Origin of the sequence: Paenibacillus sp. 2KB_20 (assembly GCF_052115765.1) — a bacterium.
Lineage (GTDB): Bacteria > Bacillota > Bacilli > Paenibacillales > Paenibacillaceae > Paenibacillus_AQ.
The window spans coordinates 20,419-45,491 of the sequence record NZ_JBFRHH010000025.1 but is presented as its reverse complement, the minus strand read 5'-3'; the positions used below and the strand labels follow the sequence as shown (position 1 = coordinate 45,491).

Genomic DNA, 25,073 nt, shown 5'->3' with positions numbered 1-25,073 from the left:
CCATTAAAAAATGCTGCACCTTCCAAGTATGGGAGGTGCAGCATTTTTTGCGTTATGCACGGATGGGCTCTTCTACGAACCGCCGGTACGACGACGCTGGTTGTTTGGTTTTTTATTGTTTTGGCTTTTCATTTTTTGCGCTGAACCGGCCTGGAATTGTCCGGGCTTGTTCGCGGATGAGTTTTGCTGTTTCTTTTGTTCCAGCTTTTGCCGGATTGCATCAGCCAAATTCACTTTACGTGACTCATTATTATTCTCGGGCATAGTATCACCCTCCTCTTTGTGTTCGCCTGTCCTCATTTTATTCGTTTTTAAATCGCCCGGCAAGGGTAACAATGATTAATACCATTTTCTACGCCCATGGTTCTTTGACCGAAAGCAATTATGTTTCTCTAGACCCACACGAATGACCTTTGCTAGGATTAAATATGGATAATGATGGATATCGCTTGAGGCCTGCAAAAGGGCAAGCAAAGGAGAGACGTATAAAGTGAATAACGCCTATGAAAACATCAAACAAGGGGAACGCGGGGCTTGGATCAGTATTGCCGCCTACCTCGTGTTGTCATCATTTAAAATATTCTGTGGATACTTATTTGCATCCAGTGCTTTGCTTGCTGACGGTTTCAACAACCTGACGGATATTGTGGCATCACTCGCCGTATTGATCGGACTGCGAATTTCCCAGAAACCGCCGGATTCCGATCATGCGTATGGGCATTTAAGGGCGGAGACGATTGCGGCTCTGGTTGCTTCATTTATCATGGCGGTCGTGGGTATCCAAGTGCTGGTTGAAGCCGTTCGTTCATTTTTTGAAGGCTCTAAGGAAATACCAAATTTATGGTCTGCCGGCGTGGCCGGCATCTGTGCCGTTGCCATGCTTGGCGTATACCGGTACAATCGGAACCTCGCACGGCGCATCGATAACCAGGCACTCATGGCAGCGGCCAAGGATAATTTATCGGATGCACTTGTCAGTGTGGGAGCAGCTGTTGGTATTATCGGCGCTCAATTCGGCCTGCCCTGGCTGGATACCGCAGCGGCGGTAGCGGTTGGTGTCATTATTTGCAAAACGGCTTGGGAAATATTCAGAGATTGCACCTATAGTCTAACGGACGGTTTTGATGAAAACCGTTTGTCGGACTTGCGCAGTACGATTGCCCGTACGCCCGGTGTCGAGGGGATTAAGGACATGAAGGCCCGAATTCACGGCAATCATGTGCTGGTGGATGTTGTCATCGAGGTCGACCCGGATATCAGTGTTCTGGAGGGTCATCAGATCAGTGACCGGATCGAAGATCAGATGGAGAAGATTCACAATATTATGAGTGTCCACATTCATGTGGAGCCTAAGGGATCGTCCTAGGGGCACCGAAGAGGTACGTATACAAATGGCAGGCCAAGATTGTCTTGACCTGCCATTTAACCTGCTAGGATACATGAAGGATCATGAAGTCCGGCAGTCATACACGATTACGCTACATAAATCCAAGCTTTACCGAGCCATGTATAAACTTCAACCCATTCCCCGCCAAGCACGACACCCGTTCGATTACCGGTTGTGTCGATTTTTTGCGAAGCCAAGGCACCAAGCTTTTCGCCGTTTGGAGCGTTATAGAAGTAGGTTCTTTCCGCAATCTCGATCATAGGTGTAGGCACCAACACGACTTCTTCCGGTTTTATAATAGGCTCTGTCGTCGAGATGGGAGCCGGACCTGAAGTTTCAGTTACCGTCCCCGAAGTTTCGGATACCGTCCCGTTAATCGGGTCTGCGCTTGCTACGGCGGTCAGGGACAGGGTGAGTGCTAGGGCTGCAGTAATGCTTAGTGTTTTTTTCATGGAATAATTCCTCCTTGGGACCGAAGTATGATTTGACACATTATTTTAACACATTATCGTAATAACCACGATTTGGATGTTTTGAACCAAGAAAGTTGGGTACATTTCTCAAATCGTGACAAGCTTCAAGGATTCCTATATACTTTGGAGATGGGAAAAGCCTTGTTGCTGCAAGGATATCCTATAGGAGGGGGGACTTTGAATGGTACGTCGAAAAAAAAGAGCCGGACGTTTCCTGCTGGGTATACTTGTCCTTCTGCTTGTGATTATCGGTGCGTTGGTCTGGTTTGTTTCTCCTACGCAATCTCTCGATATGCGCTACCGATCCGTTGATTTCAAGGACAAGTTGATGACCATGGTGTCAAACCGGGATACCCGCATGCTGCTGAGCACAGAAGAAGTCGGGGAACTCAGCAAGAAGAACATGGTAAAATATATGAGCACCCATGACCTGGGCGTAGATATCACAGGCGCCGATTTCATAATGAATGGCACAACGATGACAGCCCATATGAACGGGCAATGGGGGATTCTTCCCTTTGGTGCAGTGCTGCGCTTTCAAATGTCTGCCGAGGGAAGCCATCTTCACCTGACGCATGAATCGACAACGATCCGGGGGCTTGAGATCCCATTGAATATGTTCCGACTGGAGCCGATACAAATTTCGCTCAAGGACTATTTACCGGATCTGGTAACTGTGAAAAATGTGAAGTTTCTGTCCGACGGCCTGGAATTAAACTTCACGATGGATTGGATGTCCATTCCGTCACTATTTAAGTAAAGCAAGCGAATCGGCTAAAGACTCAGACAAGGAAACCATGTCTGGGTCTTTTTTTTGTGTTTTCAAGAGATGTCATTATTTTCAGAAAAAAACTATGAAGAAAATACATATGTAAACATTGACACTATAATCATCCGCTACTATAATCAATAAATGTTTAGAAATAAATGTTTTAGTACTAAAGTATATAGAGGCGAAGATGGCTGTCTCTATTGAAGGAGTGCTGGACCTTTTAAGGGAGTGTAAAAATACATGTCCATGCGGAATGAAATTCTGGAGTTGGAGATGCTATTTAAGAAGATGGTTCGGACTGTGCATCATGAATGGCAGAAGGAGGGATTTCCTAAACTAGGCAGAACCCAGTATACCGCTTTGGAGATGCTTCATGAACAGGGAGCTTTGAGATTGTCGGATTTGGCCGATTCCATTCATGTGACATGCGGAGCGGTTACAGGCATATCCGATAAATTAATCGAAGGTGGGTTCGCACGCCGAATAAGGGATACAGCCGACCGAAGAGTTATCCATCTGGAGATCACGCCGCTTGGGCGGGAACTGATCGAACAGCTGGCCAATAAACGTGCCGAGTTGAGCGATTTGTTATACGGTTTTCTAACGGACGAAGAGGTTAAGCAGTTGAGTGTCCTGTATCGCAAAATTTTGACGAATGTTGAGCACATCCAAGGTCAGATGTCCACATAGAACAAACAAGCTATATGTATGATTTTACTTAGAAAGAGAGTGAAGGCTGCACATGAGTACCCATACCGTTGTTCGCCCCGGCGAGCCTGTTAAGAAAGGCCCTATCATTGCTGCACTTATGATTGGCGCTTTCGTCGCCATTCTTAACCAGACATTGATGAATGTTGCTCTGCCGAGCATCATGGAAAATTTGAGCATCAAACCGACAGTAGCCCAGTGGCTAACCACAGGCTTTATGCTGGTGAACGGGGTCTTGATCCCCGTTACCGCTTATCTGATCGCGCGTTTCTCGACAAGGCAGTTATTCATCAGTGCGATGACGCTGTTTACGATTGGCACCTTGCTGTGTGCCATCAGCCCCAATTTTGCGTTCCTGCTTACCGGACGCCTCGTTCAGGCTGCGGGTGCAGGTATTTTGATGCCGCTTATGACCGTTGTATTTCTGAATATTTTCCCTGTTGAGAATCGCGGCAAGGCGATGGGGATGATGGGGATCGCCATGATATTTGCTCCTGCTATCGGACCTACGCTTTCCGGATATATTGTGGAGCACTATGATTGGCGTGTGCTGTTCTACATGATTCTGCCTTTCTCGATCATTGCTACATTAATCGGAGTTTTCTTCCTGAAAAACGTTACCGAGGTCAGCCGGCCGAAGCTGGATATGATCGCGATCATTTTGTCCACCTTGGGCTTTGGCGGTTTGCTGTACGGCTTCAGTGATGCCGGGAATGACGGTTGGTCCAGCACGCCGGTTGTTACGACCCTAGCGGTCGGGGCGATCGCCCTCATCCTGTTTGTATGGCGGGAGATGAAGACCGACAATCCGATGCTGGAATTCCGGATATTCAAATACAACATGTTTACGTTGACGACCCTAATCAATGTCATTGTCACGATGGCAATGTATGCCGGCATGATCCTGCTGCCCATTTATCTGCAGCAGATCCGTGGATTCACGCCGGTGGAATCAGGACTTCTCATGCTTCCCGGCGCTATTCTGATGGGGATCATGTCACCGATTACGGGCGCGATCTTCGATAAGGTTGGCGCAAGATGGCTGGCTGTTATCGGTCTAGCGATTACGGTCATTACGACGTGGGAGTTTAGTAATTTGACCGAAACAATGTCTTACAACCACATCATGATCATCTATACGGCCCGCATGTTCGGGATGTCGATGCTTATGATGCCGATCCAGACGGCCGGACTAAATCAACTGCCGCGGAGCTTGAACGCCCACGGTACGGCCATGTCGAATACACTCCGCATGGTTTCTGGCTCGATCGGAACAGCGATTCTTGTTACCGTAATGTCCACCCAGGCCGAGAGCAAAGGGGAAGCCCTGATGAAATCGGGACTATTTGATCCGAAGAATCAGGCAGACCTGCTCAAGCTGGGTAACGAAGCAACCATTTACGGCATTAATTATGCCTTTGTTATTGCCACATGGATCAGCGTCGCTTCCTTGATCTTGGCTTTCTTTATTAAGAAGACGAGACCGGCGGAAGAGCCGAAGACTTCAGGAAATCAGGAGGTTGCAGGAACGAACGTGTAACCCGATCCGATTTTGCTCAGCGCATAACGCATAAAAAGGGTGTCCAATCCGTTTATCAAACGGAGGACACCCTTTTTTTCATTTCCAAATGTGTATATTCAATGCATGGGCTTTAGTATGCGACAGCGTCACATACTTCGTCTGCGTCCGGTGAAGAGAGAGATCACAAACAGGACAACGAAGATGAAGAACAGCACCTTCGCGATACTGGCTGCAGCCTCAACGATGCCGAAGAAGCCAAAGATCCCTGCAATCAGTGCAACAACTAGAAAAATTACGGACCATTTTAACATCCTATTCACCCTGCTTTCTTTATCGATTTTATTGGATATAGCAAGCAGTCTCATGAGGCTTCAAGATGCGGCATATACCCAATTTGAAGCTCGGTAGGGAGCTATCGGCTGTTGCCACAGCGCCCTTCGTAGTGTTCTTTAACCGGGGCGGCAGAGGATGAAACAAGCTGCAGAACAATGGCAGGAATGGCAATCGTCCCTTTGTTTCGTGAGTTGGGGGATAGGGTAACTATTGCGTATCCGAAACCAACATACTTGAAAGTGAGGGACAACGTATGCTAACCCAAATCAGTGTTGCCATTATTGCCGTGGCATTTGCGGTTCTGGTTTTCTTTTTAATCAAGACATTAAAGGCTGCGACACAATCGCTCGAAAAGGTAACAGAAACACTCCAGGATGTCCAAAAGACGGTGGACGAATTGACTTATGAAGTGAAGCAGACCATTCGAAATACGAATGATATTACGGTGGATGTTCAGCATAAGATGAGACAGATTGATCCTGTACTGGATACCGTCAAGAATCTGGGAGAAGCTTTAAGCGAAGTCACCTATGCGGTGAAGCAGGTATCCTCCGGCATGGTTAGCCGCTTTAAGCAATCCCGGATGGAACAGAAGAAAGAGCAGCCTGCCCGTACGGAAGTGCCTTTGACGGCTCAGGATCGTACATTCCAGTCCTATGATGCGGTATACCAGCATACGGAAGAAGAAGAAAAGTCACGCGGCCGGAATTGGTTAGCCTACGTGGATACAGCGGTTGGTCTGTGGAACAGCTTTCGTCGTCAAAAAGCCAGATAAATGTAAAAAATCCAAGCCCGGGTATAGCTCTGCAAGCTGAAGAAAGGAGGAGGTCGCATGTGGAATGTCGCACTGTTGATGGTAGGGCTCTTGATTTACTCCGGAAGTGGAGGTGCTGTGGCAGAGCCGCAGCCTTCTGCCGGGATGTCGCCACCGCCTTTTATTCATGCCGCATCGGATGTTGGACAAGCACAGACCAGCGACAACTCTACGGAGAGCTATCGAACTTTAAACGGGATTTCGTTAACGGATAACAAGCGCGATGTCATTCGCAAGCTGGGAGCGCCATCTCGAATTGAGCATGAGGAGCTGACCGGAATGACCAAGCTGGATTACAAAGATTTGGAGGTTGGGGTCCGTAACGGCTACACGGAATATGTTCATGTGAAGCCCTCTGCCGCATCCTTTCAGGTTGAAGACCAGCGTATAGGTATGACTACCAATCAAATTCGGGCATCTCTGGGGAAACCGTATTTTAAAGCGGAGGACGGGGATGTGTACCTTGAGGACCATCATGCGCTTAAGGTGTTTATTGACCGGAACTCCGGTGAAATTACAGGAATTGATTTGTTTTTCGATTATAGCCAGTAAATTTGTTTCAACCTTAAGAAATCAGGTTAATAACAAATGGACTACAACCTACTGAGGTTTTACACTATTAGGGGAGGTTTTCACAATGGAATTTACCAATACGAAGTCATATGCCAAAGTCGTTGAGAACGGTACGCAAGCGGTTCAGGAGGTTCAGAACCTGCGCCAGTCCGGTTACGATCAGGATCGGATTTATGTATTGGCTCATGATTCGGACAAGACAAGCCGGATCGTGGATGCATCCGATGCCAACAACGTAGGCATCAAGGAAGAAGGCATTTTTGATGCCTTTGCGAATTTATTCCGATCCCGCGGCGATGAACTCCGCGCCAAAATCGTATCGCTTGGCTTCACGGAGGCCGAGGCTGGATTCTATGAGAAACAGCTGGATCTAGGCAAAGTACTCGTCATCGCTAAAAAAGATTAATGACATAACATCGACGGTATGCGTTATAGGACTTAAAACATAGATAAGGAATGAGACCTTGGACGTCTCATTCCTTATCTATGTTTTAAAAGAATGTTCCATAAACCTTATAAAGGTGGAAGATTCAAGATACAGAGCCTTTTTCTATGGCAATTGATCAGAAGGTTATTATAGTATAATAGTGGGAAAAGGATTTCTATCGTATAATCCGTAACGTTAAGGGAGAGGGCAATGAGAATATTAATCGTAGATGACAATCCGACTAACGTCATTATTATTCGAGAAATCTTAAAAAAGGAAAATTATCAGAATACTTTATCTGCATCTTCAGCCCTGGAAATGCTGGAACATCTGGGGATTGGCGATCGCAGCCGTGAGCTGCATCCCCGGAGAGCGGATATCGATTTGATTCTGCTCGATATGATGATGCCCGAGATGGATGGAATTGAAGCTTGCCGTATTGTACAGCAATATGAGCATTTGAAAGATATACCGATCATTATGGTCACTGCCGTCGGGGATTCCAAGAAGCTGGCGGAAGCGCTGGATGCCGGAGCCGTCGATTATGTGACGAAGCCGATCAACAAGGTGGAGCTTATGGCACGGATTCGTCTGGCGCTCCGGTTGAAACATGAGAAAGACTGGCATATTGAGAGGGAACAGCGGGTCCAAGCTGAATTGAAGCTTGCGGCCATGGTTCAGAATGCCGTTTTGAGCTCACCAATTGAAGATGATCAGCTTGAGATTCATGCGTTATACCAGCCCTCAGCGGAGCTGGCGGGGGATTTGTATGCATGGTACCCGCTTGGCGAAGGCCGTTATGGCGTGATTCTGCTGGATATGATGGGACACGGGATTACTTCGTCCCTATTTTGCATGTTCATCGCTTCGGTTTTGAAGGACACGGTGACAACTTATGTCGAACCGGAGAAGGTGGTTCAGGAATTGAACCGCAGGTTCAATCAGTTAAACCTCGGCGAACAGCTGATACAGTACTATTTTACAGCGATCTATCTTGTTGTAGACACCCGTTTGAAGCGGGTGGACTATGTCAACGCAGGCCATCCGCCGGCTCTTTTCTTTCAGGAAAGCGGGGGTGTGATGACCTTGGATCAAGGCTGCTGCCCAGTGGGGTTATTCGACCGGATCGAAGACATGGAGCCTAGAAGCTTTCAGTATGAAGGCGAAGGACACTTGGTTATGTATACGGATGGCCTGCTTGAGCTGGTAGAGGGTGGTCATGACGAGAAGCTGGATTATTTGAAGGAACATTTGGGCGGCCCTCATCATTGGCGAGAAGATGAAATGAAGGAGCAATATTTTGTGGATGATCCATCGCAGGAGCGAGAGGACGATAAATGCCTGGTTTGGATATCTCTTAAAAAAGGAGAGGAAACCAATCAATGAAGCTTAGGAGCAAGTTAGTCATTGGTTTTACGACTTTGCTGGCGCTCATGCTGGTTCTGACCTTGATTGGTTATGACCGAATCACTTATATGAAAGACCAGATGGATCAGGTCTATCAGGAGCGCTATCAAAAGGTACGAAACTCCAGCGCAATGCGCGGAGAGGTCAACGATATGGCGCGTGAGCTTACGAATATGATACTGAGTAATGACCAGTCCACGTACGCTGTGTCCGAACAGGAACTGGAAACGATGACAACACAAACTCAGGCGTATTTTAAAGCGATCAAGGAAAGCGCAAATACCGCCGAAGAGCAGCAATTGTTAGTCCGGATTGATCGTGCGGTGAATCAATATATCGTTTATCAAAACAAGACATTGGAACTATTGGCAAAGAGCAATGCAACAGAGGCCAATCTGCTACGCAGCTCGACTGGACAAGCTGTCCAGGAAGAGATGCTGACGAGTTTGAACGAGCTTAGCAGTTATGAGAACCAGAAGATCAATGATGAAATAACAGCAGCAAAAGCGGCATATGACCGCTCTGTCCAAATGTTCATCTATATTATGGCTGGCGGGTTGTTAATCGGAATGCTGGTCATTCTATGGATTCTCCCAAGCATTACCCGGGGCATCAACGTGGTCTCCATGATGCTGAAGAGCTTTGGCGAAGGCAGATTGAAGGCGATCCGTCGTATTAAAGTTACGTCCAAGGATGAGTTTGGCGATGTGGCTCGGGTATTTAAAGACCTGTCGGAAGACATTATTGAGAAGCAGCGTATCGAGGAAACCTATCTCCAGGCGCAGCGTGATCAGTCTTGGCTGAACTCGAATATGGCCAGAGTCACGGAGCTGCTGGAGGGGATCAATTCCCTAGAGGAAGTCGGTCAGCGGTTCATCAGCGAGTTCACGCCAATTTTGGGTGCGCATTATGGAGCTATCTATATCCGTCAAGAAGACAAACATCCGAATAAGTTGGAGATGAAGGGCTCTTACGCCCATGAAGGCGGCGAAGAACCGAAGATTTCTTTCATGATCGGGGAAGGGCTTGTTGGTCAAGTTGCATTCGACAAGAAACCGATCGTACTGAGAAGCGCACCGGAGGATTACATGAAGGTGGAATCCGCATGGGGATCATCGAAGCCGGTATCCGTCATGATCTATCCGATTCTGTTTGAAAATGAAGTGATGGGTGTTATGGAGTTGGCAGCCTTTGAGGAAACAACCTCATTACAGCAGCAGCTAATATCTCAGCTGAGTCAATCTCTTGGCATTATTCTGAACAATATTACAGGCCGTCTGCGGGTCGAGCAGCTGCTGCGCGAATCGCAAGCCATGACCGAGGAACTTCAGGTTCAATCGGAAGAGCTGCAGACCCAGCAAGAAGAGCTTCGCCGTACGAACGAAAATCTGGAGGAGCAAACCAATGCTCTCAAGCGTTCCGAGGACTTGCTGCAGCGTCAGCAGGAAGAGTTGGAGCATTACAATACCGAGCTTGTTGCCAAGACGCGTGCGCTTGAGGAACAGGTGCAGGAAGTGGAAGAGAAGAACGATGAAATCGAGAAGGCGAGAATGCAGCTTGAGCAGCAAGCGAAGCAGCTTTCGATTACAACCAAATATAAGTCGGAGTTCATGGCCAATATGTCCCACGAACTACGGACCCCGCTTAACAGCCTGCTGATATTATCACAGCTGTTGTCGGAGAATAAGGATGGAAATCTGAGCAATAAGCAGATTGAATATGCACAGACTATTTATATGTCGGGCTCTGATCTGCTGAAAATGATTGATGAGATTCTCGATTTGTCCAAAGTGGATGCAGGGAAAATGGAGATCAATTATGAGGATGTTCAGCTTCCGGATATTGAAGCCTTCGTGGAGCAGAATTTTGCCGCCGTTGCATCCCGCAAGCATATTGACCTGGGTGTGCACATTGGTGCAGATATTCCGCAGAGCATTGTCACGGACAGCCATCGTGTGAAGCAAATTCTTCGTAATCTGTTGTCGAACGCCTTTAAATTTACCAATAGCGGCTCTGTCGAGCTGCATGTGGAGAAGGCCGACAAGGAGAAACTTCCGATTTACTTGAATGCCGAAGCGGATTATGTGGCTTTTGCTGTCAGAGATACCGGTATCGGTATCCCGGCTGATAAAACGGACCTAATCTTTGAAGCCTTCCAGCAGGTAGACGGCACAACCAGCCGTAAATACGGGGGAACCGGGCTTGGTTTATCCATCAGCCGCGAGCTTTCCCGTCTGCTGGGCGGAGGCATTCTGGTTGAATCGGAAGAAGGCAAGGGAAGCTGCTTCACACTCTTCCTGCCAGCTAGTCCTCCGGATTTGGTAGAAGGTTCACAGCAAGCAGCCGCAGCAATTGAGGCACCACCGGAGCGTAAAATGATCGTGCCGAAGGCAAAGATGATTACGAAAGAGGCTCAGCCATCCGTACAGGTGGATGACGATCGCAACCAGCTCGGACCGACAGATAAAGTGCTGCTTATCATTGAGGATGACGTGAAGTTTGCCAGAATTCTTATGGATATGGCCAGAGGACGCGGCTTCAAGGCGTTGGTTGCATTGCAGGGGGATATCGGTCTGGAGATGGCCAAGTCGTACAAACCGGATGCCATCATCCTGGATATCCAGCTTCCGGTTATTGATGGCTGGTCTGTCATGGGCGAGCTGAAGAGCTCTGCGGTTACGCGCCACATTCCAGTGCATGTCATTTCGGTCGTGGATGAAGTGAAGCAAGGATTAATGATGGGAGCGATCGCTTACTTGAAGAAGCCGTCATCCAGAGAAGCGCTGGAGGGCGCGTTTACGCATATCGAATCCTATACGGAAAAATCGATGAAGCATCTGCTGATTGTCGAGGATGATGACATTCAGCGGAATTCCATTATTGAATTGATTGGTCATGACGATGTATCGATTACGGCGGCATCCACAGGCGCCGAAGCGCTCACTGAGCTGCACAAACAGCACTATGATTGTATGGTGCTTGATCTGATGCTGACGGACATGACAGGTTTTGAGCTGCTAGATCAGATCCGCGACGATGAGAACCTGGTGGATCTGCCGATTATTATTTATACAGGCAAGGACCTTGATTCGAAGGAAGAGATGCAGCTACGCAAATATGCGGAGTCGATCATCATTAAAGACGTAAAATCGCCAGAGCGGCTTTTGGATGAAACAACACTGTTCCTCCATCGGGTCGAGGCTGATTTGCCGGAAGATAAGCGTAAAATCCTGCAGAAACTGCACAACAAGGAAGAGCTGTTTGAAGGTAAGAAGATTCTGCTGGTGGACGATGATATCCGCAACGTGTTTGCTCTCTCCAGCGTGCTGGAGGGATACCATATGGAAGTTACCTTCGCTGAGAACGGTCGGGAAGCAATCGAGCTGCTTCAGGAACATCCGGATTTTGATCTGGTGTTAATGGATATGATGATGCCGGAGATGGACGGTTATGAAGCGATGCGACGTTTACGCGAAATGCCGGAATTCGAGAAACTGCCGATTATTGCCCTGACAGCCAAAGCCATGAAAGAGGATCGCGCGAAATGTATTGAAGCGGGAGCTTCCGATTATATGAAGAAGCCGATACAAACGGAGCAACTTCTTTCGCTTATGAGGGTTTGGTTGTATTCGTAAGCTGCTTTTGTGGGTAAAGTACAAGTAGCAAATAAACACGGGGAAAGCGGTGCAAGCGTAATGTCATCTAGTGACCATATGGAATCAGAACAACTGTTGTTAACAGAGGAAAGCGAACGTGAGCTGGAACAGATCGAGATTGAGCTTCTTTTGGAAGGAATTCATCGATTCTATGGTTACGACTTTCGCAATTACGCTATTCCCTCATTGAGGCGGAGAATCTGGCATCATGTTCATGCCGAGGGCGTATCCACAATCTCAGCCCTTCAGGATAAAGTACTTCACGACCGTTCTTGTTTTGAACGGCTCATATATAATCTATCAATTCCGGTTACGGAAATGTTCAGGGATCCGAAACTATTCCTGACATTCAGGCAGTCGGTAGTTCCATTGCTTCGTACGTATCCTTATATACGGATTTGGCATGCTGGCTGTTCGACTGGAGAAGAAGTGTATTCCATGGCTATTTTGCTTCATGAAGAGGGACTGTATGAGAAATCCCGGATTTATGCGACAGACATGAATTCACGTTCTCTCCAGCAGGCCAAGGAAGGCGTATTCGACATCAAACGCATGAAGCAATACACCAAGAATTATATGGAGGCGGGCGGTACCCGCTCGTTCTCCGAATACTATACAGCGAAGTACAATTCGGTTATTTTCCAACCGTTTTTGAAGAAAAACATGATATTTGCCGAGCATAATCTGGCAACAGACCGTTCCTTTAACGAGTTTAATGTGATCTTTTGCCGGAATGTCATGATTTATTTTAATGATCAGCTGCGGGATCACGTACATGGATTATTTCACGAGAGTCTAAGCCATTTTGGTATTCTCGTACTGGGTTCTAAAGAGTCCATTCACTTTACGAATTATAGTGAAGCTTATGAGACGCTGGACCGGGTGGAGAAAATATACCGGAAGATTAAATAGAAGTTTTGTAGGAGGATCTCATGGGGTTTCACGAACCGATTCATATTCTGTTGGTAGATGACCGCCCTGAAAACTTACTTGCACTCGAAGCTGTTCTGGACAGCGAACAATACACGCTCATCAAAGCTACTTCAGGGGAAGAGGCTTTGCGATATCTCTTGAAGTATGATTTTGCCGTGATTGTTCTTGATGTACAAATGCCCGGCATGGACGGTATCGAAACAGCAAGGCTGATCAAGGCGAGAGACAAGACAAAAGATATTCCGATTATATTCATTTCCGCGAACAGCAAGGATGCGGAGCATCTTTTTGCAGGATACTCCGCTGGGGCGATCGACTATATGGTTAAACCCTTTATCCCTCAAATCTTAAAGTCCAAGATCGAGGGTTTTGTCGATATGTACCGGACCAATAACAGGCTGAAAATTCAGTCCATGCAGTTGCACCAGAAGACCCAGGAGCTTGAAAAGATTAATCAGGAACTTGTGCTGGCCAAGGAAGAAGCGGAGATTGCCGCCAAAGCAAAAACGGAATTTCTGGCGATGATGAGTCACGAGATCCGCACGCCGATGAATGGCGTCATCGGGATGATTGATTTGCTGATGGATAGCGACCTCCAGGATGAACAGCGGGAATACGCAACGATTATCCGCAACAGCGCGGATGCCTTGGTTAACATCATTAATGACATTCTGGATTTTTCCAAGATGGAATCAGGCAAAATGGAGCTCGAGGAATATCCGTTCGATCTCAAGTCCTGCGTTCAGGAAGTGTTTGGTTTGTTCTCTGGAGAAGCCTCCAAGAAGAATCTGGAGCTTACGTATTACATCGAGGATCAAATTCCTGCGATCATATTCGGTGATATGGGACGCCTTCGTCAAGTGTTGGTGAATCTGGTATCCAATGCCGTGAAGTTTACGAATGAGGGCGGCGTGTATTTGGTTGTTTCGCTTGCCCAAGCTGAAGAGAACCGGTTAACCCTTGAATTCACAGTGAAGGATACGGGGATCGGAATCTCATCCAAGAAACTTGATCGGTTATTCAAGCCGTTCTCTCAATTGGATTCCTCGATGACAAGGCGCTATGGTGGAACAGGACTTGGGCTTGCGATCTGTAAATCGCTCGTACAGATGATGGGCGGAGAGATCGCGGTTGAGTCCATAGAAGGCAAGGGAGCCACCTTCGTATTTACGATCTGCGTTCATACGCATGAGGAAGAGTATCATCGACTCCGGGAAGAGGAGCGTTCGGCAAGATATCGTGTGCATGGGGAGAGGCAGCCAAACATCCTGATTGTGGACGATCATCCAATTAATCGAAAACTGATGGAAAGCATGCTGGGAAAGATGGGGATGAAAGCGGATATGGCGGAGGACGGCAGGCAGGCGGTTGATATGGTTGCCGGTCCTAAAGTCTACGACATGATCTTCATGGATTTGCAGATGCCGGTTATGGATGGTCTGGAAGCAGCGCGCCTGATCCGCCAGATGAAACCGGAGGCTGAGCCTCCCGTTCTGGTTGCGATGACGGCTAATGTGATGGACGGGATTCAGAAGCGCTGCTTTGACGCGGGCATGAATGAATATATCAGCAAGCCGGTCAAAATCAGCTGTGTGAAGCATCTGATATCCCGGTATGTACCGGTAGGACCGGAAGGATGGGATATCAGACCAAGCCCTGTTCGCATCATCAACGGTTAGCACAGCAATCGGTTTCCATATATTAGCGTGTCTACAACCCACCTAACCTGTTTCAACAAGCGAGATAACGGGTTATGTAAAGGGAAAACAAATGATTGGGAGAGAGTGTCTATGAATACAAAAACGAATGATAAGTTCAATGCTAAGACCCAAATGAACGAGGGCGTATGCACGGTATTTTTGAGCGGTGAACTTGATCTGTCCGTCGCTCCGGATTTTCGGTTAGTCATGGAGCCTCTTGTCGGCAATTCCGAAGTAGACTTGATCGTCAACATGAAGGACATGACATATATTGATAGCACGGGTATTGGTATTCTTCTGTCGATACTGAAAGCAAGACATGGTATGGAAGCACGCTTTGCAGTCGAGGAAGTTCCGCCGCAAATTCAAAAGCTGTTCGATATGACGGGTATTGCGAAGTTCTTTCAGTCGTAAGAAGAATTCCCAATAGGAAAGGATCGAAAAGAATGAATTCAGATGTACAAAGAGTAACGCTTAATTTGCCTGCCAGTGCTGAATATGTGGATATTGTAAGACTGAATCTGTACGGGATAGCTTCCAAGATGGGCTTTTCCTATGAAGAGATCGAAGATATGAAGGTCGCGGTGTCCGAGGCCTGTAATAACTCGGTCTTGTATGCTTATAGTCAGGAAGGCGGAATGGTAGAGGTTTTATTTCAAGTGACCAGCGATTCGCTATCCATTACGGTCAGAGACGAAGGGGAGAGTTTCGACAGTGTGGGAGCGGTTGGCAACCGTACACTTCATGATAAAGATCTCAGCGAGGTCCAAATCGGAGGACTAGGCTTCTACCTGATGGAGGCGCTTATGGATGAGGTAAGCGTGACAAACCAGGCTGGAAAGGGAACCGAGGTTACGCTGACAAAGCGGCTCGCAAGAAGCGAGGAGCCGGTATGAGTGATAAGGCGACTCCCCAAGAGTCCAGAGATGAAGCCGTTCATTTAATTGAACAGTATCAGCAAACGAAGGATAACGATATCGCGACGGTGCTGATTAAGAAATATGAACCGATGGTTAAAATGGCGGCAGGCAAGATTGCCCGAAATCGGCCCGACCTGTATGAGGATTTGTATCAGGTTGGCCAAATGGCATTAATTCGCCTTCTGCAGCAATATGACATCAGCCTGGGGATTCCGTTTGAGCCCTATGCCATGAAGAGCATGATCGGGCATATGAAAAACTTCCTCCGCGATAAATCATGGTACATTCAAGTACCAAGACGAATCAAGGAGAAGGGTGCCTTGGTTCAGCAAGCGATTGATGAATTGATGGTGAAGCTGGAGAGATCTCCCGATGTAAATGAGATCGCATCCTACCTGGATCTTTCCGTTGAGGAAACGGTTGAAGTGCTAGCCGGACGTGAATGCTATCATTATGTATCATTGGATTCCCCTTTATCTCAGGAAGAAACCGGAGCGACGCTTGGAGAGCTAATCAGTTCGGATGTAAATGATTTTGATTCCGTTGAGAAGCGCATGGATCTTCAGCAGGCGATGAGCCAGTTGAAGGAGCAAGAGCAGAAGGTGCTATTGCTGGCATTTCAGGAGGGACAGTCCCAGAGAGCGATCGCTCAGAGGTTAGGCGTGTCGCAAATGAGTGTCTCGCGTATCCAGAAGCGGGCAACGGAAAAACTGAAGCAGATCATGTCCAATTCTTCTTACTGATATGGACAAGCCTCGTAGAAACAGACGTATAGCAACATAAGGCACGCTTCCTCCATTACAGGAAAGCGTGCCTTTTTGGAACCTACGATTCGTATTTATAGAAGGGAGTGACAGGGAAACATGCTGGGGCCGGATAGGATGGAAGGTCAGGATATTTATACTATTGCAGGGGGATGGAAGTGGTACGATGTTCGAACGGATGACTGGCAATCCTCCTGGATCGGTGAACTTCGGACGCGCTATCCTTATACAGCCGAATGGTTTGATCTGGCATCGACGTTAAAGGAACGAAACTACTTATCCGTCCGATTCAAGGATGGGGTGGAGCCGGTCATTATGGGAACCATGCTTTACAAGGTTACGGATGATGCCGATCATTACAAGTCGGAACAGTTCTATTTTTATACAGACCACCAAGTGCTGATCACCATCAATTTGGATGAGCATACCCGAAGCGTGATGGCTAAGTCCGATAGAGCTTCCATGCTTCATCAATGCCAAAAGCCTGTCGACGGCATGTTTGTGCTGGCTCGGGCCATTCTGCATTATTACCATGCAGGAATGGACCAATTCGAGCATAACCTGCGTCTTGTTGAAAGCGATATGCGTACGCGCAACCGAAGGTCCTTAATGGACAGTATTCTGTCGTCCCGGTTTGAGCTGTTGGAGTGGAGTAATCTGTTTATTCCTTTTCAGGAGCTGATCGCCGCAGCAAAGGAAGGGTATCATGGCGAGCTGGATAGCAGCCGCTCGTTTCAACAGCTCCTTCATCGAGTGGAACGAATGGAAAAGCTGATTCATCATTATGAGCGCGAAATCGATACGCTGGTATCGATAGACGATGCAATCTCTGCGTTCCGTGGGAATGAAATTATGAAGACCCTGACGATTTTTACGGTCGTGCTCACACCGGCAACCGTGGTCGGAGCCATATGGGGTATGAACTTTGAGAATTTGCCCGCCATTAAGACGTTCTGGGGATTTACGGCAATCAGCGGCTTCACCCTGCTGTGGACCGGGGGGATGTATCTTTGGATGCGTGCGAAGGGATGGACGGGCGACCTGCTTCAAGTGAAGTCCAGCAACAAAAACCTTTAAGACACGAAGGATATGCATGAATGGCAGCAAGAATGATCACAACGCCCGGTGACCCCTAAAGGCACCGGGCGTGTTCATGCGTTAACACTAGGATCTGGATTGATCAATATATCCTTGCAAATCCGAGATGAAATCCCCGATCATCGGTACGTTGACAAAGAAGCTGAGAATGTAACCCAGAAGACCCAGCACGAGTGCCGTGCCAAGCGTTAAGCCTAGCCCCCGGGATAGTCCGGCTGTGAGGTTGGCGATGATGCGTTTCTTGGGATTCATGTAATGATCGATCATGTCCCTCATTTCGGATTTCTCCAGCGTGGTGGCAATTTTGTCCAGACGCGTGTTCAGTTTCTTTACCTCGTGCCGCAGTTCGAAGGGATGCTCCTGGACATCATCCGTCTCCCGCGAGCGCCTTTCTTTACTTGTTTCGGATTCCATTCGTGGCTCCTCGCGTCGTGTCGAACGATTGCCGCTCCGGGTCGAGAAGCTGGAGCCGCTATGATATGGGTTCGCTTTACTCATGAGTTATCCCCGCTTTCTAGGCAAATGCGCCGTTTCATTTCAATTATCAATCCATATGATGCTTATAAGCTGACTGTCACGATCTGGCACAAAAATAGCCAGCTGTGTCAGCTGGCTATTCGTGACCTCACGAATTAAACATTCGTTGTCGATTTTATTTCACGGCTGACATCGGAAGAAGTGTCCATCGCTTGATCCTTTACGTCTTTGGAAGCATTAGAAACCTCGCTGGACACGTCCGCCGATGCTTCCTTGACGCTGGACATAATGCTTTGGCGGCCTTCATTCACGGTGGCCATCACATCGGAGGCTTTGGTGCCCACGGTTTTGGCCAGTTCAGAAGCTTTATCGCCTACGGTATAAGCAACTTCCTTGGTTTTATCCGTTACCATGCTCAGTTTCTCGGACAAATCCCCGCGCAGTTCGCGGCCTGGCTTTGGAGCGAACAACAGAGCTGCTGCCGCTCCGACCAAGGCACCGATGAAAGCACCTTTGAAGAATGTGGAACCGCTTTGTACTGGATGTTCTTGTTCTGTGTGATTCATAACTTTCACTCCTTTTAGTTAATATAAAAAGAATATAGACACGAGAATCAGGCTGTACGTCTAAATAGCTTGGCAACAAGACCGAGCAAGAATACGAAGATAGCTGTACCGATGATAGCGGGCACAATGGCAAATCCGCCAATGACAGGTCCCCATGCTCCGAAGAGCCATGGTCCAAGCCATGCGCCCACGAAACCAGCGATCATGGATCCGATAATTCCGCCCGGCATTTCATGACCAACCAGTGCATCCCCGATAATCCCGATGATGATTGCCATTACGATGCTGATGATGATTCCCCACATACGATCGCCTCCTTTTTAAAGAGCAATGTTTTTCGAGTGGGCTTGCTTATCTCGTAATTAAACCTAAGGGCACATCGTGAAACAGGACAGCGTGAAACGGGAGATAAAATGGAGTGTCCGTCCCCTGCGGAATTTAGCCTGCTGTTATTTGCAGATTTTTGTACTATACTGAATACAGATTTGCAATAATCCTCGAATAAGCGAGGAATATAGGTACCACACATGAAGAGGTTTCTAAGGCGGGAATACGGTCACAGACGGTTATAGAAGGAGTTATTCAACATGGACACTGTATTAGTGAATGAATATCGGGCGGACATATTAGAGTGCGTCCACAATGGACATATATGTATTGTTAATGAACAAGGAAGCGTTCAGGCTTACGCGGGAGATCCGGAATATGTCGCATTTACGCGCTCTTCGGCCAAGCCGATGCAGGCGATCCCCTCCATCCGCGGCGGGCTTGCTGACCATTATGGACTGACGGATAAGGAAATCGCGATCATGACGGCCTCGCATCGGGCGGAGCCGGCTCACATAGAAGTACTGGAAGGCTTTGCCCGCAAGGTGAATATTAGCGAAGCTCACATGGTTTGCGCGTCCAGCTGGCCGCTGGATGAGGAAAATAAAGAAGCTCTTCTGCGAGAGCGGAGAGACAAGAGTAAATGGTACCATAATTGCTCCGGCAAGCATTATGGCATGCTGGCCTATTGCCAGATGGCAGGATATCCGCTGACGGGATATGATCAGCCGGAACATCCGCTGCAGCAGGAGATCCTTCAGACGGTTTCCGATTTGGCCGGACTGGCTCCCTCTGATATCCGGTTGGGAACCGATGGTTGCGGCCTGCCGGTATTTGCCATGCCGCTTCGTGCTCTGGCTACAGCCTATATGAAGCTCGCATCCCCGGAACTTATTGAGGATGAGCCAACACAAAGGGCGGTCATCCGAATTACGGAGGCCATGCATGCATCTCCCTATATGGTGGCGGGAAATCACAAGGTGGACACCCTTCTTTTGGAAGATGATAATATTGTGGCCAAGGGAGGCTTTAAAGGTGTGTACTGCTTGGGTCTGAAGAAGGAGCACCTAGGCATTTCGTTCAAGATTGCAGATGGCTCTGAAGAAGAATGGGGCTGGGTAGCGGAGTCCATATTGGAGCAAATCGGGTATAACAACAAAACAACTATCGATCGCCTGAAAGCCGCGTATCCCAAGGACTTATACAACGATGAAGGCCTTAAAGTAGGCAGGGTGGAAACCGCATTTAGGCTGACTCATACGTAATCATGACTGATTAGACCGGAAACCGCCGGGGTATTGATTAGTAAAAACGGCGGAGGTGACCGGCCATGATTAAAATCATGACGGCAGCGGAACGACATACGACCCATAAAGACGGGATTCATAGTGAATTCAGCTTTTCCTTTGGTGATTATACAGACCCACATAACGAGCATTTTGGAAGCTTGCTGGCACATAATGAATATGTGCTTAAACCGATGGAAGGTTTTGATCGAAGATTTCATCATGACTTGGTCATTGTCCATTTGGTGCTGGAAGGCACGTTAACGTATGAAGATGATACAGGGAAAGAAATGGAGCTGACGCCCGGTTCGATTCATGTCGTGAATACAGGCTCCGGCGTGTACCATGCAGAGAAGAATGCCTCATCTTCCGAGGACGTACGCTATCTGGAAATGTGGTTTCTACCTCCGGAGCCGAACCTTGAGACCAGTCATCATCAAGGCGATTTTACAAAAGAACAGCAATTGAACCAGGTGCTTCCGATTATGGGGCCGGGCCACGGGGAGCGCAGCTTGCCCGAGTCGCTGGATGTTGTAATGTACAGTACCATACTGGAGACAGGACAAGAACTGACGTACAGCCTGGCCGAAGATCGGAGAATGCATTTGTATGTGATTAGCGGTCAAGTCGAAATATCATCGGAGGACGGCATGTTTGATATTACAGCGGGTGACGCGGCCAGGATACAGCGCCGTCATGAGCTGACATTCCGAGGGAACTCAAGTGAGGGGAACTCAGAAGTGGTGATGATTGATATGCCGTAGAGAAGGACAGAAAGCCCCCGGAACTTTGCTTAAATTAGCGAAGTTCCGGGGGCTTTTAGCTATACAAGGGCTCTTCTTTTTGATCTTTTCAAGCTTTTCGGGCAATGATGATCTACTGGTTCCCGCGCAACTGCCCGAGCTCCGATACAACAGCTTCCACTTCCGATATACTAAGGTTTTGCTTATTCATGACCATGTCGTACAAATCATAAATATCATCATATTGGTTAACCGAGAAGGCGGAGGCTTGCATAGCAGCTCCTGTAGCCATCCGAAGCTTGGTTTTAATCTGTTCAATCATATACTCGACATTGGCTTGGGATTTTTCACTCAAATCCATGGATTAACACCATCCTCTCATAGGCGGATTTACGATTTTCGTCCCTGTATTGTACCATGTTACCGTGTGGCTCGACCAATGTTTTTGCCATCGGAGACAGAGATAGGTTAAAATCAGGAAAAAAAGGTTTTTCAGGCTGCGGGACAAGGTTTCAAGCGATGTAATCAAGGAGGAGGTCCGTCATGAGCGAACAAGCCGGCAAGACGCCAGGCGTACAGGCTGTAAAAGCTAAAATGTCGGGGCATGAACTGACGGATTTTTTTCGGTCGATTTCGCAGCGGCATTCGCTGGACAGCATTGTATTTTTATGTATAGGCACCGACCGTTCCACAGGAGATGCACTCGGACCGCTCACAGGAAGCCGGCTCATGGAATACGGTTTTCCGCATGTGATCGGGACGCTGCCTAATCCGTGCGACGCTTTTAATCTTGAGTCAAGGCTTCAAGGTTTGCCTGAGGATAAGGAGATTATTGCCATTGATGCATGCCTGGGACAAGCCTCGTCAGTCGGAATTTCTTTACATGCGAGGGTCCACTGACGCCTGCCCAGTCCGTCGGCGGGAGGCTTCCTGCAGTGGGAGATTACAGCGTGGCAGCGGTTGTAAATGTCCATGGACCGAAACCATATTGGACTCTTCAAGTGACGTCCCTATACCAAGTCATGGGGATGGCGGAGCAGATAGCGAAGCAAGCCGCTATAGCCTTTGGCCTTAGGCCGTAAGACACGGCGTTTCAGCCGGGGGTGTTTTTGTTTAATAATAGATCATTCTTTATAAAATAATGGGTGTCTATCACATGGCATCCGCTGAATAGAAAGAAGGGTATCGCTATGGAAAAAGTACAATGCAACGGCAGCACGATTTGTTATGTTGATCAGGGACAAGGTGAGCCAGTCATTCTGCTTCACGGTTTCTGCGGAAGCTCCGCCTACTGGGAACAGGTCCTGCCATTTCTTCAAGGCTTCAGAGTCATTGTACCGGATCTCCGTGGTCACGGGCGGTCTGATGCACCGATGGGATCGTATACCATTGAACAGATGGCAGACGATGTGCTGCTATTGATGGATGAGCTCGACATCCCGAAGGCAGCATTACTCGGTCATTCCCTCGGAGGATACATCACGCTCTCCTTCGCCCAGCGTTACGCTTCTCGTTTGAACGCCTTCGGCCTGATTCATTCTACAGGCTACCCGGATTCGGACGAAGCGAAGGAGAAGCGGGTGAAGGCGGTCAGCACCATCCAAGGGGAGGGCATTACGGCTTTTGTTGACGGATTGGTGCCCGGCTTATTCGCTCCGGATACGAAAGATACCAAGCCGGAATGTATTCAGCGGGCGAAGGAGATAGGTTATCTAACGCCACCTCAGGGAGCGATCGGAGCGGCGCTGGCGATGCGTGAGCGTCCGGACCGACGCGATGTACTCTCGGCGTCCATTCTGCCTATTCTGCTGGTAGCCGGGGAGAAAGACGGATTGATTCCGGCAGAGCGTACCTTTACGACAGACCATGACAACGTGACCCCAATCATAATCGAGGGCGCAGGACATATGAGTATGATGGAGACGCCGGAGAAGCTCGGCGAAGTCATCACTTCTTTCTTGGGACGGCTTGAGCATGAATAAACGCATGAGAGTCTTTCGATAGTTTATAATGAACGGATACCCCCTTGCGGGATATCCGTTTTATTTTTGTGCCCAGCGTACTCTCCGTCGTTGCTTGTCCGGCCGTTGAAATAGAGCCGAGAATGGGGGGGGGGAGGGCCGGCTACTGGAATTCTGGCCCCGGATAGCCTACAATTTAATCGTGATCCGGTTGGGATCTGGACCCGGCAAGATCAGAATACGCTGCATTTGTCATGGATGCAGGTTGGGGGTGGGCGAATGTTTCGCAGGGATTATCTCGTGCGGCTAATTGAGGATATGACACAGATGATTGCCAAGGTGTTTTCGCTGAAGCAGGAGCGCAAGCACACAGAAGCCCTATGGGAGCTGGATGAGCTCTTCAAACGGCAGTTCCGGTTGAATTCGGATCTGCTTCGCTCATTGTCCGCTGCCGATATTGAACAGTTATTTCGGAGTCATGGTTATTTGGAAGCGGACAAGCTGCAAAGCGCCGTCAGGCTTATGGAAGAGGAAGCATCCCTGCTGCTTGACCTGGAGCGTGAAGAAGAGGCTGTTATGCTCTATACCAAGGTTTTTCAGCTATATTTGAAGTCAGCCCTGCAAGGAGCGGATCTCAAACTGATCGGGTTGACGGAACGGATCGGTATGGTGAAAGAACGTTTAAGGTCATACGCATTGCCTGAGACGGCGATGCGGGATTACTATGCATATACGGAGCAGCAGGGGATGTACGCGGAAGCGGAGAACACCCTTTACCAACTGCTGGATAACGGCAAGATGGAATATGGTGAAGCCGTACAGTTTTATCAAAGATTGCAGCTGAAGCTGCCCGAGGATTTGGTGAAGGGCGGGCTTCCGCTGGAGGAAGTCCACGAAGGAATGGATGAGCTTAACCGTCGTTTTCCACATACAGCGGTAAACGGTGACAAGTCGTTTACCTAAGCGGGATTAACCTGTCTATCACATAAAGAAAGCGAGATGTGCCTTTTGGATGCATTAAGAAAATTGATTCATAACATCATGGAAGAAGGCTCGTTGATCACGGCTACGCTAAGCCAGCTTCGCAAGCGGGAAGGCATGACTTACAGCAAAGTAACGGTTAAGCCTGTAGAGCTCAAGAATAAGCTGCACTACCAGTTCGCCTATTATTCCGGAACCAAAGTCACCCATCAGAACGTGCCAGCGGATGAGGCGGAGGCGGTGCTGGTTGACATGTTCGAGAATGTATTCCGGCAAGCGATGATGTATACGCCGGAAGCGGATTATCAGGTACTGATCTCGAAGAAATACAAGGTTTCGATTCTGACCAAATCCGCCTCCAAGACCAAGACGGATTTGTCTCATAACCGGAAAAAGACGTACATCCTTGAAGAGGGAGAGCCCGTTCCGTTTCTGGTGGAGCTCGGCATCATGAGTGAGGACGGCAAAGTATTTGCTCGCCGGTACGATAAGTTCAAACAGATCAACCGGTTTTTGGAGATGGTTGAGGATGTGCTTCCCCACCTGCCGGAGGACCGTCCACTGACGATCGTTGATTTTGGCTGCGGCAAATCCTATCTGACCTTCGCTTTATATCACTATTTGGCGGTAACCGCGCACAGAAAGCTGAATATTGTCGGATTGGATCTCAAGGCGGATGTCATCGAACACTGCAGTATGCTGGCGAAAAAACTGAACTACACCCAATTGCAGTTTCTTGTCGGTGACATTGCGGAATATGACGAGCTGGAGCAGGTGGATATGGTGGTCACGCTGCATGCATGTGATACAGCAACAGATGCTGCGCTGGAAAAAGCGGTCCGTTGGGGTGCTTCGGTTATTCTGTCGGTGCCTTGCTGCCAACATGAGCTGTTCTCTCAAGTCCAAAGCCCTGTTATGGAGCCGCTGCTGTCCCACGGTATTCTGAAGGAACGATTCTCAGCGCTTGCCACGGACGCCATTCGAGCCAAGCTCCTCGATCTGATGGGCTACAAGACGCAGCTGCTGGAGTTTATTGATATGGAACATACACCGAAAAACATATTGATCCGTGCGGTTAGCGGTTCTGCCGGAGATCGGGATAAGCTATGGCAGGAATATACCGCGTTCCGCGATTTTTTAAGCGCCTCGCCATATCTTGAGCGGGCGTGCAAGGAATTGCTGCCGGATACGTAAAATCACATCATGTTGATCCCGGAAAAGCGATGAAAGTGCAACTGCACTTTC

At 48.3% G+C, this 25,073-nt stretch carries 27 protein-coding genes and 1 pseudogene; 21 read left to right on the top strand and 7 right to left on the bottom strand.

The window, feature by feature from the left end; translation table 11 throughout:
• Positions 1-72: 72 nt before the first annotated feature.
• Positions 73-264, bottom strand: coding sequence for a hypothetical protein (locus AB4124_RS33170; RefSeq protein WP_076325415.1), 192 nt, complete (start codon positions 262-264; stop codon positions 73-75).
• A gap of 226 nt (positions 265-490) precedes the next feature.
• On the opposite strand from AB4124_RS33170, the gene AB4124_RS33165 reads away from it, so the two are divergent.
• Positions 491-1,366, top strand: coding sequence for a cation diffusion facilitator family transporter (locus AB4124_RS33165; protein ID WP_441975363.1), 876 nt, complete (start codon positions 491-493; stop codon positions 1,364-1,366).
• A gap of 107 nt (positions 1,367-1,473) precedes the next feature.
• On the opposite strand, the gene AB4124_RS33160 is transcribed toward AB4124_RS33165, so the two are convergent.
• Complete coding sequence (locus AB4124_RS33160; protein ID WP_076325417.1) at positions 1,474-1,839, bottom strand: hypothetical protein; 366 nt, start codon at positions 1,837-1,839, stop codon at positions 1,474-1,476.
• A 202-nt stretch (positions 1,840-2,041) separates the two neighbouring features.
• On the opposite strand from AB4124_RS33160, the gene AB4124_RS33155 reads away from it, so the two are divergent.
• From AB4124_RS33155 to AB4124_RS33145, 3 genes are all read left to right on the top strand, one after another.
• Positions 2,042-2,620, top strand: coding sequence for a hypothetical protein (locus tag AB4124_RS33155; RefSeq protein WP_430200610.1), 579 nt, complete (start codon positions 2,042-2,044; stop codon positions 2,618-2,620).
• A 252-nt stretch (positions 2,621-2,872) separates the two neighbouring features.
• Positions 2,873-3,322: a MarR family transcriptional regulator gene (locus tag AB4124_RS33150; protein ID WP_076325419.1), complete on the top strand. Its 450-nt coding sequence runs from the start codon at positions 2,873-2,875 to the stop codon at positions 3,320-3,322.
• 52 nt (positions 3,323-3,374) lie between these two features.
• Positions 3,375-4,880 (top strand): DHA2 family efflux MFS transporter permease subunit, encoded by a 1,506-nt coding sequence (locus AB4124_RS33145; protein ID WP_441975362.1) that lies wholly within the window; start codon positions 3,375-3,377, stop codon positions 4,878-4,880.
• A 128-nt stretch (positions 4,881-5,008) separates the two neighbouring features.
• On the opposite strand, the gene AB4124_RS33140 is transcribed toward AB4124_RS33145, so the two are convergent.
• Entirely contained in the window at positions 5,009-5,173 is a 165-nt protein-coding gene (locus AB4124_RS33140) for a DUF1328 domain-containing protein (RefSeq protein ID WP_006212708.1), read from the bottom strand.
• Positions 5,174-5,448: 275 nt separating this feature from the next.
• Between AB4124_RS33140 and AB4124_RS33135 the strand changes: the two genes are divergently transcribed.
• The 11 genes from AB4124_RS33135 to AB4124_RS33085 all read left to right on the top strand — a co-directional run bounded on the left by AB4124_RS33135 (position 5,449) and on the right by AB4124_RS33085 (position 17,466).
• Positions 5,449-5,970, top strand: a complete 522-nt coding sequence (locus AB4124_RS33135) for a DUF948 domain-containing protein (RefSeq protein WP_339268087.1) — start codon at positions 5,449-5,451, stop codon at positions 5,968-5,970.
• A 57-nt stretch (positions 5,971-6,027) separates the two neighbouring features.
• A complete protein-coding gene (locus AB4124_RS33130) occupies positions 6,028-6,561 on the top strand; it encodes a hypothetical protein (protein WP_441975361.1) in 534 nt (177 codons plus the stop codon).
• 85 nt (positions 6,562-6,646) lie between these two features.
• A complete protein-coding gene (locus AB4124_RS33125; protein WP_076325423.1) occupies positions 6,647-6,988 on the top strand; it encodes a general stress protein in 342 nt (113 codons plus the stop codon).
• Between the two features lie 231 nt (positions 6,989-7,219).
• Positions 7,220-8,395 (top strand): PP2C family protein-serine/threonine phosphatase, encoded by a 1,176-nt coding sequence (locus tag AB4124_RS33120; protein WP_441975360.1) that lies wholly within the window; start codon positions 7,220-7,222, stop codon positions 8,393-8,395.
• The gene (locus AB4124_RS33115; protein WP_441975359.1) at positions 8,392-12,051 is read left to right on the top strand and encodes a response regulator; all 3,660 of its coding nucleotides are present in this window, start codon (positions 8,392-8,394) and stop codon (positions 12,049-12,051) included. Before AB4124_RS33120 ends, AB4124_RS33115 begins: the two co-directional genes overlap by 4 nt.
• 60 nt (positions 12,052-12,111) lie before the next feature.
• Complete coding sequence (locus tag AB4124_RS33110; protein ID WP_076325426.1) at positions 12,112-12,984, top strand: CheR family methyltransferase; 873 nt, start codon at positions 12,112-12,114, stop codon at positions 12,982-12,984.
• A gap of 20 nt (positions 12,985-13,004) precedes the next feature.
• Complete coding sequence (locus tag AB4124_RS33105; RefSeq protein WP_441975358.1) at positions 13,005-14,684, top strand: response regulator; 1,680 nt, start codon at positions 13,005-13,007, stop codon at positions 14,682-14,684.
• Positions 14,685-14,795: 111 nt separating this feature from the next.
• Complete coding sequence (locus AB4124_RS33100) at positions 14,796-15,119, top strand: STAS domain-containing protein (protein WP_009594079.1); 324 nt, start codon at positions 14,796-14,798, stop codon at positions 15,117-15,119.
• 32 nt (positions 15,120-15,151) lie between these two features.
• The gene (gene rsbW, locus AB4124_RS33095; protein ID WP_076325428.1) at positions 15,152-15,601 is read left to right on the top strand and encodes an anti-sigma B factor RsbW; all 450 of its coding nucleotides are present in this window, start codon (positions 15,152-15,154) and stop codon (positions 15,599-15,601) included.
• Entirely contained in the window at positions 15,598-16,368 is a 771-nt protein-coding gene (locus AB4124_RS33090) for a sigma-70 family RNA polymerase sigma factor (RefSeq protein WP_009594120.1), read from the top strand. Before rsbW ends, AB4124_RS33090 begins: the two co-directional genes overlap by 4 nt.
• A gap of 120 nt (positions 16,369-16,488) precedes the next feature.
• The gene (locus AB4124_RS33085; protein WP_379406704.1) at positions 16,489-17,466 is read left to right on the top strand and encodes a magnesium transporter CorA family protein; all 978 of its coding nucleotides are present in this window, start codon (positions 16,489-16,491) and stop codon (positions 17,464-17,466) included.
• Positions 17,467-17,553: 87 nt separating this feature from the next.
• On the opposite strand, the gene AB4124_RS33080 is transcribed toward AB4124_RS33085, so the two are convergent.
• From AB4124_RS33080 to AB4124_RS33070, 3 genes are all read right to left on the bottom strand, one after another.
• Positions 17,554-17,985 carry a DUF5665 domain-containing protein gene (locus AB4124_RS33080; protein ID WP_076325430.1) on the bottom strand — a complete coding sequence of 144 codons (432 nt, stop codon included), beginning with the start codon at positions 17,983-17,985 and terminating at the stop codon, positions 17,554-17,556.
• A 134-nt stretch (positions 17,986-18,119) separates the two neighbouring features.
• On the bottom strand, positions 18,120-18,530 hold the full coding sequence (locus AB4124_RS33075) for a YtxH domain-containing protein (RefSeq protein WP_076325431.1): 411 nt from the start codon (positions 18,528-18,530) through the stop codon (positions 18,120-18,122).
• Positions 18,531-18,577: 47 nt separating this feature from the next.
• Complete coding sequence (locus AB4124_RS33070) at positions 18,578-18,835, bottom strand: GlsB/YeaQ/YmgE family stress response membrane protein (RefSeq protein WP_006212694.1); 258 nt, start codon at positions 18,833-18,835, stop codon at positions 18,578-18,580.
• A gap of 282 nt (positions 18,836-19,117) precedes the next feature.
• Between AB4124_RS33070 and AB4124_RS33065 the strand changes: the two genes are divergently transcribed.
• A complete protein-coding gene (locus tag AB4124_RS33065) occupies positions 19,118-20,122 on the top strand; it encodes an asparaginase (RefSeq protein ID WP_441975357.1) in 1,005 nt (334 codons plus the stop codon).
• Positions 20,123-20,187: 65 nt separating this feature from the next.
• On the top strand, positions 20,188-20,907 hold the full coding sequence (locus tag AB4124_RS33060) for a pirin family protein (RefSeq protein WP_441975356.1): 720 nt from the start codon (positions 20,188-20,190) through the stop codon (positions 20,905-20,907).
• 112 nt (positions 20,908-21,019) lie between these two features.
• Here the strand turns inward: AB4124_RS33060 and AB4124_RS33055 are convergent, their stop codons facing one another.
• Entirely contained in the window at positions 21,020-21,247 is a 228-nt protein-coding gene (locus AB4124_RS33055; protein WP_015737472.1) for a DUF1128 domain-containing protein, read from the bottom strand.
• A gap of 182 nt (positions 21,248-21,429) precedes the next feature.
• On the opposite strand from AB4124_RS33055, the pseudogene yyaC reads away from it, so the two are divergent.
• From yyaC to AB4124_RS33035, 4 genes and pseudogenes are all read left to right on the top strand, one after another.
• Positions 21,430-21,968: pseudogene (gene yyaC, locus AB4124_RS33050) on the top strand (spore protease YyaC).
• Positions 21,969-22,076: 108 nt separating this feature from the next.
• Positions 22,077-22,868 (top strand): alpha/beta fold hydrolase, encoded by a 792-nt coding sequence (locus tag AB4124_RS33045; RefSeq protein ID WP_430182106.1) that lies wholly within the window; start codon positions 22,077-22,079, stop codon positions 22,866-22,868.
• A gap of 258 nt (positions 22,869-23,126) precedes the next feature.
• Positions 23,127-23,810 (top strand): DUF6483 family protein, encoded by a 684-nt coding sequence (locus AB4124_RS33040; protein WP_441975355.1) that lies wholly within the window; start codon positions 23,127-23,129, stop codon positions 23,808-23,810.
• A 36-nt stretch (positions 23,811-23,846) separates the two neighbouring features.
• Entirely contained in the window at positions 23,847-25,022 is a 1,176-nt protein-coding gene (locus tag AB4124_RS33035) for a class I SAM-dependent methyltransferase (protein WP_441975354.1), read from the top strand.
• The last annotated feature ends 51 nt before the right edge of the window (positions 25,023-25,073 follow it).